This window comes from Jejuia spongiicola, from assembly GCF_023502325.1.
Lineage (GTDB): Bacteria > Bacteroidota > Bacteroidia > Flavobacteriales > Flavobacteriaceae > Wocania_A > Wocania_A spongiicola.
The window spans coordinates 38,007-54,602 of record NZ_JAMFLZ010000005.1 but is presented as its reverse complement, the minus strand read 5'-3'; the positions used below and the strand labels follow the sequence as shown (position 1 = coordinate 54,602).

The 16,596-nt window shown below is 30.9% G+C and carries 12 protein-coding genes; 4 read left to right on the top strand and 8 right to left on the bottom strand.

The genetic code is table 11. The features are described from left to right. The first annotated feature begins 21 nt into the window (after positions 1 to 21). Together M3P09_RS12615 and fsa are read left to right on the top strand one after the other, a co-directional pair. Positions 22 to 447, top strand: a complete 426-nt coding sequence (locus M3P09_RS12615) for a hypothetical protein (protein ID WP_099563100.1) — start codon at positions 22 to 24, stop codon at positions 445 to 447. A gap of 212 nt (positions 448 to 659) precedes the next feature. Next, positions 660 to 1,313, top strand: coding sequence for a fructose-6-phosphate aldolase (gene fsa / locus M3P09_RS12610; RefSeq protein WP_249973417.1), 654 nt, complete (start codon positions 660 to 662; stop codon positions 1,311 to 1,313). 71 nt (positions 1,314 to 1,384) lie between these two features. Here the strand turns inward: fsa and M3P09_RS12605 are convergent, their stop codons facing one another. Then, entirely contained in the window at positions 1,385 to 2,806 is a 1,422-nt protein-coding gene (locus M3P09_RS12605; RefSeq protein WP_249973416.1) for a TlpA family protein disulfide reductase, read from the bottom strand. 215 nt (positions 2,807 to 3,021) lie between these two features. Between M3P09_RS12605 and M3P09_RS12600 the strand changes: the two genes are divergently transcribed. Further along, positions 3,022 to 4,647, top strand: coding sequence for an ABC-F family ATP-binding cassette domain-containing protein (locus M3P09_RS12600; protein ID WP_099563097.1), 1,626 nt, complete (start codon positions 3,022 to 3,024; stop codon positions 4,645 to 4,647). Between the two features lie 54 nt (positions 4,648 to 4,701). On the opposite strand, the gene M3P09_RS12595 is transcribed toward M3P09_RS12600, so the two are convergent. The 3 genes from M3P09_RS12595 to pheT form a co-directional block, all read right to left on the bottom strand. Then, on the bottom strand, positions 4,702 to 4,941 hold the full coding sequence (locus M3P09_RS12595; protein WP_099563096.1) for a putative signal transducing protein: 240 nt from the start codon (positions 4,939 to 4,941) through the stop codon (positions 4,702 to 4,704). Between the two features lie 81 nt (positions 4,942 to 5,022). Then, entirely contained in the window at positions 5,023 to 5,826 is an 804-nt protein-coding gene (locus M3P09_RS12590) for a phosphatase PAP2 family protein (RefSeq protein ID WP_249973415.1), read from the bottom strand. A 56-nt stretch (positions 5,827 to 5,882) separates the two neighbouring features. Continuing rightward, positions 5,883 to 8,309 carry a phenylalanine--tRNA ligase subunit beta gene (gene pheT, locus M3P09_RS12585; protein WP_249973414.1) on the bottom strand — a complete coding sequence of 809 codons (2,427 nt, stop codon included), beginning with the start codon at positions 8,307 to 8,309 and terminating at the stop codon, positions 5,883 to 5,885. Between the two features lie 152 nt (positions 8,310 to 8,461). On the opposite strand from pheT, the gene M3P09_RS12580 reads away from it, so the two are divergent. Beyond that, positions 8,462 to 9,673 carry a peroxiredoxin family protein gene (locus tag M3P09_RS12580; protein ID WP_249973413.1) on the top strand — a complete coding sequence of 404 codons (1,212 nt, stop codon included), beginning with the start codon at positions 8,462 to 8,464 and terminating at the stop codon, positions 9,671 to 9,673. A 152-nt stretch (positions 9,674 to 9,825) separates the two neighbouring features. On the opposite strand, the gene M3P09_RS12575 is transcribed toward M3P09_RS12580, so the two are convergent. The 4 genes from M3P09_RS12575 to M3P09_RS12560 form a co-directional block, all read right to left on the bottom strand. Continuing rightward, complete coding sequence (locus tag M3P09_RS12575; RefSeq protein ID WP_249973412.1) at positions 9,826 to 10,395, bottom strand: hypothetical protein; 570 nt, start codon at positions 10,393 to 10,395, stop codon at positions 9,826 to 9,828. 140 nt (positions 10,396 to 10,535) lie between these two features. Then, positions 10,536 to 11,006 (bottom strand): hypothetical protein, encoded by a 471-nt coding sequence (locus M3P09_RS12570; protein ID WP_249973411.1) that lies wholly within the window; start codon positions 11,004 to 11,006, stop codon positions 10,536 to 10,538. Positions 11,007 to 11,143: 137 nt separating this feature from the next. Then, the gene (locus M3P09_RS12565) at positions 11,144 to 13,555 is read right to left on the bottom strand and encodes an alpha-ketoacid dehydrogenase subunit alpha/beta (RefSeq protein WP_249973410.1); all 2,412 of its coding nucleotides are present in this window, start codon (positions 13,553 to 13,555) and stop codon (positions 11,144 to 11,146) included. Positions 13,556 to 13,725: 170 nt separating this feature from the next. Further along, positions 13,726 to 16,557 (bottom strand): gluzincin family metallopeptidase, encoded by a 2,832-nt coding sequence (locus M3P09_RS12560; protein ID WP_249973409.1) that lies wholly within the window; start codon positions 16,555 to 16,557, stop codon positions 13,726 to 13,728. Positions 16,558 to 16,596: the final 39 nt, after the last annotated feature.

Below are 16,596 nucleotides of genomic sequence, written 5' to 3'. Positions count from 1 at the left end.
TTGTTTTAAAAATCTTTCATCATGAAACAATCAATACTTATTATCCTATTATTTTCTTTTTTTTCATTTAATAGTTGCGAAAATGTTGTGGACTGCATTATTAATGTTCGCCCAGTAATATCTGATAAAAAACTCGCTATTGGTGGCGTAAATCAATATTATTCTGAAATAATTTCTGCACAAATTAAAAACGAACCACAAGACAATGCTTACGACTACTATTTTGATGTGCGCGGTGAGATTCCCGATGGTTTGGAAGTAATTATAGATTACAGAGATGTATTTATTGAAGGTATGCCTACTAAGGCAGGTAGATATACGTTTACGGTGTATTTAGATGTGGATCCGCTTAATGAATATTATTATGATGAATATGGCAATCAGCGATATGATGATTCATTATGTACAGATAGTACTTCAAGAACTTATACTATAGCCATTAAATAGCTGCGTATATATTATGTAAATTGTTAATATTTTTTAATTAAAAAACAATTTTTAAAGGTATATAAAGTTGTAGATTTGCAACGCGTTAAGTATAGTAGCGGCATCCTTTTTTACTTTTTTGTAAAAAAGATATAGCGAATAGCCTGACTTGAGCAACCTTTTTTGTAGCGAGAGTAACGCCCAAAATGTAAAACACAACTAAATATATACAAATGAAGTTTTTTATTGATACTGCAAATCTTGATCAAATAAAAGAGGCTCAAGACCTTGGTGTACTTGATGGTGTTACTACAAACCCATCGTTAATGGCTAAAGAAGGCATTACAGGACACGATAATATTTTAAAGCATTATATTGATATTTGTAATATTGTTGATGGAGATGTAAGTGCTGAGGTTATTTCGACTGATTTTGAAGGTATGGTTAGAGAAGGAGAGGCTTTGGCTGAACTACATGACCAAATTGTTGTAAAATTACCTATGATTAAAGATGGAGTAAAAGCCTGTAAATATTTTTCTGAAAAGGGTATTAAAACTAATGTTACACTAGTGTTTTCTGTTGGTCAAGCCTTATTGGCTGCAAAAGCAGGGGCTACTTATGTATCGCCATTTATTGGTCGTTTAGATGATATTTCTACAGATGGTTTAAACTTAATTTCAGAAATTAGACATGTTTATGATAACTATGCTTTTGATACAGAAATTTTAGCAGCTTCTGTACGACATACTATGCATGTTATTGACTGTGCAAAGTTGGGTGCCGACGTTATGACTGGCCCATTAAGCTCTATTGAAGGATTATTAAAGCACCCTTTGACAGACATTGGTTTAGCTAAGTTTTTGGCAGACTATAAAAAAGGAAATTAAGCATATTATTTTTTGATATAAAAAAGCCTCAACTTAATAAAGTTGAGGCTTTTTATTTGATTGTATTTTTTTTACTTATTTAATAAGCCTAAAAGTTGGTCTTCAAAATGTCTCCCAAAAATATTGGCTTTACTTTTTACTATATTTTTTCTCTCATCAATTATAAAAGTTTTTGTCATTGGATAAATAGCCAATACTTCTCTTGACTCGCGTGGGTTTTTAAATTGATATTGATTTTTGACTGGTATTCGGTTTCTTTTTAATGTTTTTAAAGAAGCCTCTAAACCATAATCATCTATATTTATAACAATAAAATTTACTTCAGGGTATTTAGTTTTTAATTCACGAATCTTGTGTTGGCTCTCTTTAAAATGCTCGTAATACGTTTGAGACCAAAAGCAAATTACCGTTGGCAAATTTATTATGGTGTTTATATTTGTTTCAGTATTACTAGCATCTATTAATTTTAAGGCTGGAAATGGTGCACCCGGTTTTAATTTATTTAAAGCATTTGCATAACGCGTAATGTCTTCTTTTCCTTCGTTATTTGAACTTTTGTTTGTGTAGAACTTTAAAATTGCATTATTGTTCTTGTCATTATCACTTTTATTTAAAAAAGTTATAGTGTAATGGTAAAATAAATCTTCTTTTATTTGATTGTTAGTTACCAAGCTATCAATTAACGCTAGTCTATCTAAATTATAGCAAACATTCGAGCTTTTAAAATGATTATTTTCAGAGTGTTTATAATGTTCTTTAAGTGATATATTACTAAAATTCCAACGTAAAAAGGTATTATAAACAAAATAGTCCTTTAAGAATGTATCGTTATAATTTATGTTTTTTCTGTAGTTATAAAAATCTTCTGGTAGTGTGTTTAAAATATCATTCTTATTACCTCTATAATGTACAAACGGATAAATTTCTTTGTTAAAATAGTAGTTGTATTCAATGTTTGCATGAGCAATTTTGTTAAACAAATCAGAAGTATCGTATTTGCTTTTAAACTTCTTAAGCTTTTTTAATTTAGCATTTTTTAAAGAATCAACCTCTCTTTGGTAATCTTCTGCATTTAGCTGACAATATTTAAAAACCTTCTTTTCCTCAATTTCGTTTCTTAAAAATTCATTTATTAAGTAATTGTTTTTCTTAGCACCTTCACCAGTGTAAACAAGCGACTCATCAAACTCTAGTGTATTAAGCCTAAACATAATGCTGTCGTTTGGTTCTAATAAAACCATTTGAAATTCACCACCGTGCTTAAAGGTGTAAAGTCCAGATTTTAAATTATTTACTTTATAAACAAATCTGTTATTGCCATCTAGTTTGATTGTATCAATAATGTGCTTAGACTTAGATAGTACAACAAAATTATTATTTGCATTAATAATTTCACCGCCTAAAAAAGCATATTCACCATTATTCTGCGTGTTATCTTTTTTACAACCAGTTAAAATAATTGCAACACAAAGTATCCAATAATTAAATTTCATATTCCCTCTTCAAAAAAATGTTTTAGCATAATGCTAAGTATAACAAAAATATGGCATGTATTTATAAAGTGCTGTTAATGCGTTGTTAAATGTTATTGTAAGAATAATAGTTAAAATACGTGTTAAATTAATGCTTTTCAGATTTAAAAATAAACAAAGTATGTTTCCACTTACCAATTCATTTTTCTACTTTTGCAAAAAATTAAATAAACACTATGTTATCAGTTTCTAATTTATCAGTTCAATTTGGAAAGCGTGTACTTTTTGATGAGGTTAATACGACCTTTAATAATGGTAATTGTTACGGGATTATTGGAGCAAACGGTTCTGGAAAATCTACTTTTTTAAAGATTATTTCTGGTAAGCAGGAACCAACATCAGGACATGTGTCCTTGGAGTCAGGTAAACGTATGTCTGTATTAGAGCAAAATCATAATTTATATGACGAGCATACGGTTTTAGAAACGATTTTAATGGGAAACAAACCATTATATAAAATAAAAACTGAAATTGATGCGCTTTATGCTGATTATTCAGACGAGAATGCTGAAAAAATAGGGGAGCTTCAGGTGCAATTTGAAGAAATGGATGGTTGGAATGCAGATAGTAATGCAGCTTCAATGCTATCTAATTTGGGTATTAAAGAAGAATTTCATTATACCTTAATGGCTGATTTAGATGGAAAACAAAAGGTACGTGTGTTATTAGCTCAGGCTTTATTTGGAAATCCAGATGTATTAATTATGGATGAGCCGACCAATGATTTAGATTACGAAACTATCTCTTGGCTAGAAAATTTCTTAGCAAATTATGATAATTGTGTAATTGTTGTATCTCACGATAGACACTTTTTAGATGCAGTTTGTACTCATATTTCTGACATTGACTTTGGAAAAATAAATCATTATTCTGGTAACTACACGTTTTGGTATGAATCTTCTCAATTAGCAGCAAGACAGCATGCACAACAAAATAAAAAAGCTGAGGAGAAGAAAAAAGAATTAGAAGAATTTATACGTCGTTTTTCTGCTAATGTTGCTAAAAGTAAGCAAGCTACTAGTAGAAAAAAAATGATTGAAAAATTAAATATAGCTGATATAAGACGTACTAGTCGACGTTATCCAGCCATTATTTTTGAGCGTGATAGGGAAGCAGGTGATCAAATTTTAAATGTAAATGATTTGTCTGCGTCGATTGACGGTGAAGTTTTATTTAAAGGAATTGATCTTAATTTGAATAAAGGAGATAAAGTTGTCGTTTTTTCAAGAGATTCAAGGGCTACAACTGCATTTTATCAAATATTAAATGATAAAGAAAAGGCTGATTCTGGTAAATTTGCTTGGGGTGTTACCACTACGCAATCGTATTTGCCACTTGATAATAGTGAGTTTTTTAATAACGATTTAACTTTAATTGATTGGTTACGTCAATGGGCACAAACCGAAGAAGAGCGCGAAGAAGTTAATATTCGTGGGTTTTTAGGAAAAATGATTTTTAGTGGAGAAGAAGCTTTTAAAAAGTCGTCTGTATTATCTGGAGGAGAGAAAGTGCGTTGTATGTTATCTCGTATGATGATGACAAGAGCAAATGTACTTCAATTGGACGAGCCTACTAACCATCTAGATTTAGAGAGTATTACTGCTTTTAATAATTCGCTTAAAAACTTTAAAGGCACCATTTTGTTTACTACACATGATCATGAGTTTGCACAAACTGTAGCAAATAGAGTGGTAGAGTTAACACCTAATGGGATTATTGACAGATATACAACGTTTGATGAGTATATGCAAGATTCAAAAATTAAGGAGTTGCGAAATAAAATGTATGCTGTTACTGCCTAACTACTTTGTACAGAGTGTAGAGTTGTAGTATATTTATTAATTATTTTGAAAATATTATGGTTTTAAACTAGCATTAATATTTTCAACAATTTCAACAGCCTTATCAAGTTCGTCTTTGTGGATATATACTTCTTGAAAACCAGGAACTATACCACCACCAAAGCCAGCTAATCGAGCTGATTCTGTTTGATCTTTAACAACAGGAATGATGTCTACTTTCTTTAAATCAGAGATTATGCGTTGTACTTCAATAAAACTACCGGTAAAAATTTTTATATAATTTGAATCAAACATAGTATCAGGTTTTATAGGTTCTTAACTAAAGATACGAAATTTTGGTTAGTTTAGAAAGAAAGTATTATATAAAAAAATAACTTAAAAAGTTCCAATAAAACCAATCCCTTTTCCGCTAAAAGTGAAATTCCAAGAAATTTGCTTTTCTTTCTTAGTGTAATTGTATGCCTTTGTTTTAAACAAAAATTTATCTATAGAATCTACAATAACAATACTTAAAACAGCACCAATTCCAACATCGGTTAACCAATGTGCACCACTAAAAAGCCTAGAAATAGGAGCAATGGCGCCTAAAGAATATACACCAATTTTTGACCATGTATTATCAAACTGTTTTGCGATCGCGTGTGCCATAGTCACGGATAAAACGGTATGACCAGAAGGGAATGAATGAAATTTTGCTTTATTAGACCAAAACCTGAATTCATTATTATTATATCCGTTTCCAGGTCGTGCTCTACCAAAAGCAGTTTTGCTTAAACTTTGAATAATACCACTAGTAAAAGAAGATGAAATAATTAAAACACTAGTCTTTCTTAGTTTTTCATTTCTTGTAAATAAACCAAATCCATAGAGTGAAGCATTCGCAATAAAATACACTTGAGGGCTTCCAAAACGAGTACCAACTTCTTGAAATAAATTTGGAACATGTTGTTCATTACGCACAAAAAATGCGCTTGATTCATCGTCAATAGTCGACAATGCATAAGCTCCAATAATTACAGTTCCTAAAGTTGTGAAATCTTTTTTTTTCCAATGTAAGGGTCTTGTAAACGAATGACCAACCCCTTTGACACTCTGCTTTAAATCGTAAAGCGCCAATCTGCCAATAGAAATTGTATCATTAACATTGTTAGCGCGTATTATACTTTGTTGTGCATTCAACTTAAAAGCAAACAAAATTAAAACAATAAAGATAAAGCTACTTTTTCTCCTCAAAATTATCTCAATTCTGCTCCTAGTTGTTTTTCAAAATTTACCTGTAGTTTATTCATTATTTTATCAATCTGCTTATCGGTAAGCGTCTTGTTTTCGTCTTGTATGGTAAAACTAACGGCATAACTCTTTTTTCCTTTTGGCAAATTTTTGCCTTGATATACATCAAATAAACTTACATTCTTAAGCAACTGTTTTTCACTTTGCTTAGCTATTTTATGAATCGATTCGAAAGAGACAGTATCATCTAACAATAATGCGAAATCGCGTCGTACTTCTGGGTATTTTGGAATGGCTTTAAACGTAATTTTATTTCTTTTTACAATGTCCAAAATAGCATCCCAATTAAAATCTGCAAAAAGGACTTCTTGAGAAATATCAAAATGCTTTAATACAGATTTCTTTAATAAGCCAAAGTCTGCTAATTTAGTTTTACCTAAACTTAAAGTTAAACCTTCACTAAATAAATCACTTTTTATTGGTGTTTCATTAAATCTAGAAATACCTAAGCGGTTTAATAATGAAATAATACTTCCTTTTAAGAAAAAGAAATCACTCTTTTTAGCTGATGTATGCCAGCTTTCTTTATTTTGATTACCAGTTGCAAAAAGAGTTAAATGTTTAACTTCTTCTCTAGTACCATTATAATTATGGTAAGTTTTACCAAACTCAAAGAATTTTAAATCTTGGCGCTTTCTATTAATGTTATGCGAAATAGCTTCTAAACCAGAAAACAATAACGATTGGCGCATAACCGATAAGTCATTACTTAAAGGGTTAAGCATGGTAATATTATGAGCTTCTTTTAATTGCTCACTTAAAGTAATATAACTAGGGTTAGTTAGCGAATTAGCAAGAATCTCGTAAAATCCTTGAGCAGCTAATTGATTGCCAACAATATTCTGAATTTTGTGATCTTCAAAACGCGATGTGCTAGAAATTGAAGCGTTTAATTTTTCAGTTGTTTTTATGTTGTTATACCCATAAACGCGTAAAATTTCTTCAATAATATCGGCTTCACGTTGCACGTCATTTCTATAAGCAGGCACAGTAAGTCCTAAGCCAGTTTCGGTAACATTATTTACTTTAATATCTAATGAAGTTAAGATGCTTTTAATAATTTCACGCGGAATTTCTTCACCAATTAACTTTTTCGCATTATCAAAACTTAAACGTACTTGAAAGTCTTCAATTTTGTTAGGATAGACATCAATTAAATCACTAGTAATTTCTCCTCCAGCCAATTCTTGAATTAACAAAGCGGCACGTTTTAATGCATACTCAGTGATATTTGGATCAATACCACGCTCAAATCTAAATGAAGCATCAGTATTTAAACCGTGGCGTTTTGCTGATTTACGAATGCTAATAGGATTAAAATAAGCACTTTCTAAAAAAATACTTGTTGTACTTTCGGTAACACCAGAATCAATACCACCAAAAACACCAGCAATACACATAGGTTTTTCAGCATCACAAATCATTAAGTCATCTTCGTGCAATTCACGTTCTATTCCATCTAATGTTGTAAATTTAGTGCCAGATTTTAATGTTTTAACCTCAATTTTATTACCAGAAACCTTTACTGCATCAAAGGCATGAAGTGGTTGACCTAACTCGTGTAATACATAATTAGTTGCGTCAACAATATTGTTAATTGGGCTTAAACCAATAGCTTTTAATCGATGTTGTAGCCATGCAGGAGATTCTGCAACTTTTAATCCAGAGATGGTTACACCACAATAACGAGGGGCTAAATCTTTATTTAATACATCGATATCAATCTTCAGCATACGATTATCTGTATGAAAAGCACTTACAGATGGTGTAATGAGTTCTAGATTAATATCTTTTTGAACTAACCCAGCTTTTAAGTCGCGAGCAGTACCAAGGTGGCTCATTGCATCCGCTCTGTTTGGCGTTAATCCAATTTCAAAAACATAATCGTTTTCTATATCAAAAATATCGGCTGCTTGCGTACCTACTTTAATGGTATCATCTAAAACCATAATGCCATCATGTGATTTCCCTAAGCCTAATTCATCTTCAGCACAAATCATTCCATGGCTTTCTTCACCCCTAATTTTTCCTTTTTTTATAGTCCAAGCTTCATCTTCTTCAGTATATAAAGTCGTTCCAATTGTTGCAACAGGTACTATTTGTCCAGCAGCAACATTTGGCGCGCCACAAACTATTTGCAACGGCTCATCACCACCTATATCAACCGTAGTAATTTTAAGTTTATCTGCATTTGGGTGTTTAACACAAGTTAAAACCTTGCCAACTATAACACCCTCTAATCCACCTTTTACTGACTGGTAACGCTCAACACCTTCAACTTCAAGCCCTAAATCTGTAAGTAGTTCGCTAGTTTGTTCTGGTGCCCAATCTGTCTTTATAAATTGTTTTAACCAGTTATATGAAATCTTCATAAATCATTTGCTATTTAAGCGAACAAAGATAAAATAATGGAACTAGTATTCAAACATGCGCTATCATTTATAAAGGATAAAATGGTAAAAATTGGCTTTTTTATGTTAGTATATTGTTGTTATTTCGAATAATATAATTTATTATCTTATTTATGAAGTATTTTATAACAGCTATTGTAATTCTTTTGATGTTTTCTTGTAAGCAAGAAAAGGCAAATAATAAACTTGAATTGGGAACATATCGAGCTGTTTTACATGTAAGTGAATCTGAAACATTGCCTTTTAATTTTGAAGTTGTTTCAGAAGTAAGTTTAAAAATATTTAATGCTGAAGAAGTTATAAATGTTGATGATATTGAATATAAAAACGATTCGGTTTATATTAAAATGCCAGTTTTTGAAGGTTTTATAGTGGCAAAAATTAAAGATTCTAAATTAACAGGAAACTTTATTAAAACTAGCCTTAATAGAATTGTACCGTTTGCAGCTGAAAAAAAAGAATCTCGTTTTGATGTTTCAACTAATCCGAAACACGATATTTCTGGAAACTGGGAAACCGTTTTTAGTCCAGATTCAGAGGATAACAGATATATAGCGAAAGGTATTTTTAAGCAAAATGGAAGTAAAGTTACTGGAACATTTAGAACCACAACCGGCGATTATCGTTATTTAGAAGGCGTAGTTGATGGTAATCAATTAAAGCTTTCCACTTTTGATGGTGCCCACGCATTTTTGTTCATCGCTACGGTAACAGATAGTACCTTAAATGGTGTGTTTTACTCTGGCAATCATTGGGAAGAGCCATTTGTAGCTGAGCGAAATGAAAATTATGAATTGCCAGATGCTAACAATCTTACGTTTTTAAAAGAAGGTTATAACAAAGTTGAATTTTCATTTCCTAATGCCAATGGAGATATGGTATCTTTAGAAGATGAGCGTTTTAAAAATAAAGTGGTTTTGTTACAAATTATGGGAACTTGGTGCCCAAACTGTTTAGATGAGAGTAAATATTATACCGATTTTTATAAAAAAAATAAAGCTAAAGGTGTTGAAATTGTTGCATTAGCTTTTGAGTATGCTAAAACTGAAGCAGGAGCTTTTAATAGTATTAACAGGTTAAAAGAAAAAATAGACATTGAATACCCTATTTTATTAGCACAGTATGGTTCTTCTAGTAAAGTAAAAGCTCAAGAAAAACTACCTATGCTTAACCATGTTTTAAGTTATCCTACTACTATTTTTATTGATAAAATGGGTGTGGTTAGAAAGATACACACAGGTTTTAATGGACCTGCAACTGGAGAAAAATATACGGAGTTTAAAACTGAGTTCAAAGCTTTTGTGGGTGAGTTACTTAATGAATAGTTTTTTGAGGTTCGTTTAACGGTCTCGGCTATGAGTAGTTGCGTGGGTTAGCACGTAACTTTGCAAGTACACACCAAACTGAAAATCCTCGCGGATTTTCAGAAGTAGGCGAGAACGAGCAATTACTTATAACCATTGTTGGCAAATCGTTTTTATTTTTCAGGCCAATATTTCCTCCAACGTTCTATTCTTAATTCAGTGCTAACTTGATTTAAGAAAGAACTCAGTTCATTAGAGCTTTCAATTTTTAAGGGTAATAATTCATTCGATAATATTCTGTGAGCGACTTTTTTAATTTGTTCACTTTCAGACTTGTCATCCACTAATGATGAAAGCTCTATAATCAGAGATGCAATATTCCGTTCACTAAATTCCGGATAAACAACATATAACCCTTGATAATAACCTTTAGGGCTAGCTTTAAATTCAAACCAGATTTCCTTCATCGTTTCTTGTTCAGGAATAATTTCAATGTCAAAATTCACATTTATACTGTCCCTACGTCTTTCTTGTTTTGATATTAATTGATAGAACCTTCCTTCAATCTCTTGGTCTAGTTTAACGATTTGCTTTTTCTGACTGTTACTATTAGAAATTGATTCACTCAATTTTGTATATCCAAATGTTATAAGTCCAACAATCGCACTAGATAGTAGCCAAATTCCAAATTTGGTGTTTACAAAGTTCCACAATTTATTTTTCCAATTATTTTCTGAACTCATGATTTGATTAAATGTTTGCCAATGTTTTTTACGGATATGCGTCGTTTGAATGACTTATATCCGACGTTAAACGAATTTAGTTGAATTTTTTTACAAAATCAACTAAGAATATACCATCGAGAAGTAAAGTTTTTAACAATCTATAAATCTTCTAGCATCAAATTGTAATCGTATTGCAAGTCTTCATGTAATGTTGCAATTATTTTTTTAGCTAAAAGGATTTGTCGGTTATAAGTATTTTGCAATTGTGCGCTATATTTTATACTAGGTGAGAAGTCTTTTAGTTTTTGGCAAAAGTAGAGTAGAAGCTCCACTTCAGTTTCTTTTTTTTGCGAATACCGAACATATTTTTTTATGTTCTTTAAAATTTTGCGGACACTTTTTCTGATGTAAAAATAACTTTTGATATTTATAACCTCAAATTCATCGTCAACATAATGCTTGACAGATTCGATGTAACCGCTCTCGTTATGAGATTCAAACAATAGATAGGTGAGTAGTTCTTTGTTTTCTTTTTTAAAACGTGATAAGCGTAAACAAAGCTCTTGAATTTCGGTAGTTGATAGTGTATTTAACTCTTGTTTTATTTCTTTAAGCGATACGGCTTTCATTTAAAATTATCTTAAACTATAAATGTAATGCTTTTTATTGTTTAAGTGATTTTATTAAAGAATTTTAGCAAGGCTTTTTATTAGTTTTAACAAACATTGTTTAGCCCATGTCAAACAAAATGAAAAAATGTTATAAGTTACCTCAATTTAGGATAATCTTCAGGGTTAGCTTCGTGCATAACATCGTAAACAGCTTCAAAAATATCTTCAGCAGAAGGTTTTGAGAAATAATCACCATCGTTACCATATGCTGGTCTATGTGCTTTTGCAGTTAATGTTTTAGGTTCGCTATCAAGATATTGAAATGCTTTTTGAGTATTTAATATTTCATTTAAAATATATGCAGAAGCACCACCAGGAACATCTTCATCAATAACCATAACGCGATTAGTTTTCGCTATGCTTTTAACGATATCGTGATTTATATCGAAAGGTAGTAGAGATTGTACATCAATTACTTCAACATCAATACCAACCGATAAAAATTCTTTTGCGGTTTGTTCTACAATTCTAAGAGTAGAACCATAAGATACTAGAGTAATGTCAGAACCAGTTTTTAAAGTTTCTACAACACCAATAGGTGTTTTTATATCACTTAAATTATTTGGCATTCTTTCTTTTAATCTATACCCGTTAAGACATTCTACCACTAAAGCAGGATTATCACTTTGTAACAGTGTATTATAGAAACCAGCTGCTTTGGTCATATTTCTTGGAACCAAAATTTGAACACCTCGTATTAGGTTTAAAATACCTCCCATTTGCGAACCAGAATGCCAAATCCCTTCTAGTCTATGGCCACGAGTTCTAATAATTAATGGGGCTTTTTGCTTTCCTTTAGTTCTATATTGAAGGGTTGCCAAATCGTCGCTAATTACTTGTAAAGCATATAAAATATAGTCTAAATATTGTATTTCGGCAATGGGTCTTAAACCACGTAGTGCCATACCAATACCTTGTCCAATAATAGTAGCTTCTCTAATTCCAGCATCTGCAACACGAAGTTCGCCATACTTTTCTTGTAAACCTTCTAAACCCTGGTTTACATCACCTATATTACCAGAGTCTTCACCAAAAACTAAAGCTTCAGGATAGTTTTTAAAAATAGCATCAAAGTTATCACGGATTATAATACGACCATCTACTTGAATAGCATCATTATCATAACTAGGTTTAACTTCATCCACAAGAACTGAAGATTTTTCAGTTTCAGAATATAAATGCGAGCTAAATTTTGGTTGTACTTTATCAAAAATGTTATTAATCCAATTTGCGAGCTCTTGTTTTGTTTCACTAGTATCTCCTAAAGTATATCTTAGTGCTTTTCTTGCATACGATAGTATGTCTCTTCTTGTAGGCTCGTCTATTGCTAATAATTTTTCTTGAAGAGGTTTAATAAAAACACCGTTAGCGCTAGATGCTATTAAACTACTTAAGATGGATATTAATTCTTGTTGTTCCTTTTGTATAGGTTTTAAAAATGTTGTCCATGCGTTCTTTTTAGCTTCTCTTACTTCTTTTTTTAAATTGCGTTCTATTTCAGTAAGAGTTTCATTGGTAGCTATACCACTTTCAATAATCCACTTACGCATTTTTAAATTACAATCGTGCTTATTTTCCCATTCTAAACGCTCAGGACTTTTGTAGCGTTCATGTGATCCAGAAGTTGAATGCCCTTGCGGTTGGGTAAGCTCAGTAACGTGTATTAATACGGGTACATGCTCTTCTCTAGCTATAGAAGAAGCTTCTTGATATGTTTCAATTAAATTTGCATAATCCCAACCTTTTACGCGCAATATTTCGTAACCCTTTAGCTCATTGTCGCGTTGGAATCCTTTTAATATTTCTGAGATATTTTCTTTAGTAGTTTGATGTTTTGCATGCACAGAAATTCCATAGTCATCGTCCCATATGCTAATAACCATTGGAACTTGTAAAACACCGGCGGCATTAATAGTTTCAAAAAACAAACCTTCACTTGTACTAGCATTGCCAATTGTTCCCCATGCTATTTCGTTTCCGTTGTTAGAAAGGTTGGTAGTATCAATACCTTCTACTTGTTTAAATATTTTTGAAGCTTGCGCTAAACCTAATAAACGAGGCATTTGACCAGCTGTAGGAGAGATGTCAGCACTTGAGTTGTATTGCTTAGTTAAATCTTTCCAATTACCATTATCATCTAAGCTATGTGTTGTAAAATGGCCTCCCATTTGGCGGCCTGCAGACATAGGCTCTAACTCTAAATTTGTGTTTGCATAAAGACCTGCAAAAAACTGCTCAACACTTAACTCTCCAATTGCCATCATAAACGTTTGATCTCGGTAATACCCAGATCTCCAGTCTCCTTTTAAAAATGCCTTGGCTAGAGCTAATTGTGGCACTTCTTTACCATCTCCAAAAATTCCAAATTTAGCTTTTCCTGTTAAGACTTCGCGTCTCCCAAGTAAACTACATTCTCTACTTTTTACAGCTAGGCTATAATCATTTAAAACTTCTGTTTTAAAATCTTCGAAAGATATGTTGTTTTTCAAATCAGGAATGGTTTGCATATGTTAAGAGCTTTACTTTTGCAAAAGTACTTAAAGTTTATCGATCTTGCAATTAATGCAGGGGTAAAGATTTTGAATTATTCTTAAAAAAACATTAAAAAAAACAATTGAATTACGAATAATTCATTAATAATGATGTATTTCGGATAATAATTTAAAAAATTAACAGACTAATACCAGCGCCTCCTGAATAGTCCTAATAAAGATTGAGGGTCTACAGTAAACTTGAATCTTATTTTTTGATCGTAATTTGGTTGCCCAATTTCCCATCCTAGATTGGAGTATATGGGAAAATATATTTCAAAATAATCAGTTACTAAGTTAATTCTAATACCAGAATCATAAACAAAGTTTGCATTGTCGAATTTGTTTTTTACAAAACCAACATCGCCATACACTAATACATATTTCCAAAGTGTTGTACTGGCATTTATTGTACTTATCCACTGATTTGCAAAAGGAGTTTCTAGTTTAGATTTAAAGCCACCCTCGGCAGTTATATATTGCTGGCTAAATATTCCGCTGGCTTCAGAGCGTCCTAAATAATTATAATCAAACAAATAATCTGTTGGTCTGTCTAAAGCAAAACTAAAGTAATCTGACGCTATATCTGTCTTGTTATTTATAAATGCTCCTGTATAAAAGCGTAGGTTTAATTGTCGATTACTTTCAAATAATCGTCTGTATTCATAATTAAATGAGACCTTGCTAAATGTTTTTGCAATTTGCAAGTCAGTAGACCATTTACTAAAATTTATTAAATTGTCATTTGAATTTAAATAATTGATATTGAATATATTATAGTTTGGCTCAGTTCTGTTTAATGTATTGCTTAGATCTTCATCTCTATTAATATCTAAATACCTAAACTTTAATCTTTGACGTTTATTTGAGCGAAAATCATTATCATTTCTAAATAAAAACGTTACTGAAGGTATTATTTTTCTAACAAATAAATCGCTAGCATAAGATGTGTAACTACCTCTAATTCCATAGTTTATGGAGTATAAGTTGCTGTTTTGTAAATAATGGGTCATAGATGCTGATGCAGACCCAGTGAAGGATTTAGATTTTAGCGCATATCTAGGCTGAAATTTATAATTGAATTGTTTCCTTAACAATGTTGTGTTATAGGCTTTAACCCCTAAGGTAAAACCGTCATAAATATTATTAAACTCTGCTATAGGCATCAAAAATACTTGATTGTAATTTGGATCTTCAATGTCTTTAAAAAGTCTAAATTGAAAGGGTTTATTATTAAAGAAAAAACCTTTGAGTGATTTCCAATTGTCCCTTATGTTATGCTCTGGGATTATTCTATTGTAGTTTAAAACTAACTTATTAGCATCATTGCGAGGTATTGTGATGGTTTTGTTTTTGGTAACGTTTTCAATCCAAGATTTTGAAACGATGCTATCATTATTCAAAGTATATAACGAAATAGGAGTGTTGCTATCTCTTTTATTCTTGATAGTTAATGTTATAGAATCTTCAGTTCTTTTAACGCTTTTTATTTTAAAATCAATTTTTTTACGAGTATTTAAATAATCATTAAAAAACCAATCTATATTTTTTGATGTTTTAGTTTTTAAATAGGTTTCAAATGCTTTAGGCGATGTTTGCTTTAGTTTTGTTTGTTCTAAAAACGACTTAATAGTATTTTCTAAAATGTTTGAGTTAATAAAATCATCCAAATATTTAAGGCCTACACCAGCTTTGTATTTGTTAGCTATACTATAGTTAAACTTAAGCAAAGAATCTTTTGACATAGTTAATGGCTGATCTCTGTTTGTTCTTGCCATTGACATAAAAGCAAACACGTATTTGTCATTAAAATCCATGTCTGCTGCATGAAATGAACGGACACCCCAAAAATTTGCTAGTGACCCTAAAAATTTCATGTCTGGATAATGCTCTTCAACATAATTCATTAAATAATAAATTTGTATGCCATCAAATAGCCATTGTTCTTTTCTTGGGTTTATAAGCAGTGTATTTTCTAAGTAATTGTGAAGAGCTACCTTTAGTAGTTTTAATTCATATTGAAAATTGTTTGGGTAAAGTTTAATAAAACTAGGTAGAAAATTTAGTCCATAAATTGGGTCTTTATTATAATCAATATTTGTTAATAGTAATTTTTCATGAGGATAGTTTCCTAGGTTTTCAAAAATGAATTTTGTAACTTTTTCTGTTATTAAAACTCTGTCTAAGAGTTCAATTTTTTCTCCATTTATATTTGATGTTATTGATAGTCCTTTATTTTGAATAGTTTCGAAATTTGGATTTTTACTTATAAATAATTTATTATTTATTCTATCTTTTCCTTTTAAAGTAACTCGTTGCTTATTAGTAGTTTGATGTGTTTTATCTAAATTTAATTCTGAAGTAATTTTATAGCCCTGTGGATAAGAAATTTCTAAAGTTAAATCTGCTTTCGGAATAAATAAATCATCTAAATTCTTATTGCTATAATATTGCCATTCATCATTATAAATTGCTGGAGTAATATACCAATATCTCAAGCTTAGATTTTGTGACTCAGAAATACCATAATCTGTGAATTTATCCTTTGGGATTTGTACAATATATTCTAAATCTATAGTATAAGATTCGTTTGGTTTTAGTGGTGTTTTTAAATCTACTTTTATAATGTCAATTTGATTTTTTAGTTGATTAAAAACTAAGGCTTCATTATTTTGCTTTATGGAGGTAATTACTGAATAGCCCCTGTCTTCATTTTTTGCAAGATGAAATTTGTTATTATATTCTTCAGCAAAGCGTGTAGCTAGTGGTGTTTTTTTAGTTGAATAGCTATTATTCCAATCATTTAAATATATAGATTGAAGCTCATCTTTCGATGCGTTTTTATATTGAATGGTTTGCGATATAGTAATTTTCCTGTTCTCAATATCAAAATCTGCTTTTAAGTCAATCTTATTTTGACTAAAACTTGAGATACTTGAGAGGACAAATATAAACCAGAAAAAAAGGCGTAACTTCAATTTAATTTATAACATTAATAAGGTTAATAACAATACAAG

Coding starts and splice junctions, on each gene's coding strand:
- M3P09_RS12605 (WP_249973416.1), bottom strand. CDS start 2,806: ATGAAATTTAATTATTGGATACTTTGTGTTGCAATTATTTTAACTGGT.
- M3P09_RS12565 (WP_249973410.1), bottom strand. CDS start 13,555: ATGCAAACCATTCCTGATTTGAAAAACAACATATCTTTCGAAGATTTT.
- fsa (WP_249973417.1), top strand. CDS start 660: ATGAAGTTTTTTATTGATACTGCAAATCTTGATCAAATAAAAGAGGCT.
- M3P09_RS12575 (WP_249973412.1), bottom strand. CDS start 10,395: ATGAGTTCAGAAAATAATTGGAAAAATAAATTGTGGAACTTTGTAAAC.
- M3P09_RS12580 (WP_249973413.1), top strand. CDS start 8,462: ATGAAGTATTTTATAACAGCTATTGTAATTCTTTTGATGTTTTCTTGT.
- M3P09_RS12615 (WP_099563100.1), top strand. CDS start 22: ATGAAACAATCAATACTTATTATCCTATTATTTTCTTTTTTTTCATTT.
- M3P09_RS12570 (WP_249973411.1), bottom strand. CDS start 11,006: ATGAAAGCCGTATCGCTTAAAGAAATAAAACAAGAGTTAAATACACTA.
- M3P09_RS12600 (WP_099563097.1), top strand. CDS start 3,022: ATGTTATCAGTTTCTAATTTATCAGTTCAATTTGGAAAGCGTGTACTT.
- pheT (WP_249973414.1), bottom strand. CDS start 8,309: ATGAAGATTTCATATAACTGGTTAAAACAATTTATAAAGACAGATTGG.
- M3P09_RS12595 (WP_099563096.1), bottom strand. CDS start 4,941: ATGTTTGATTCAAATTATATAAAAATTTTTACCGGTAGTTTTATTGAA.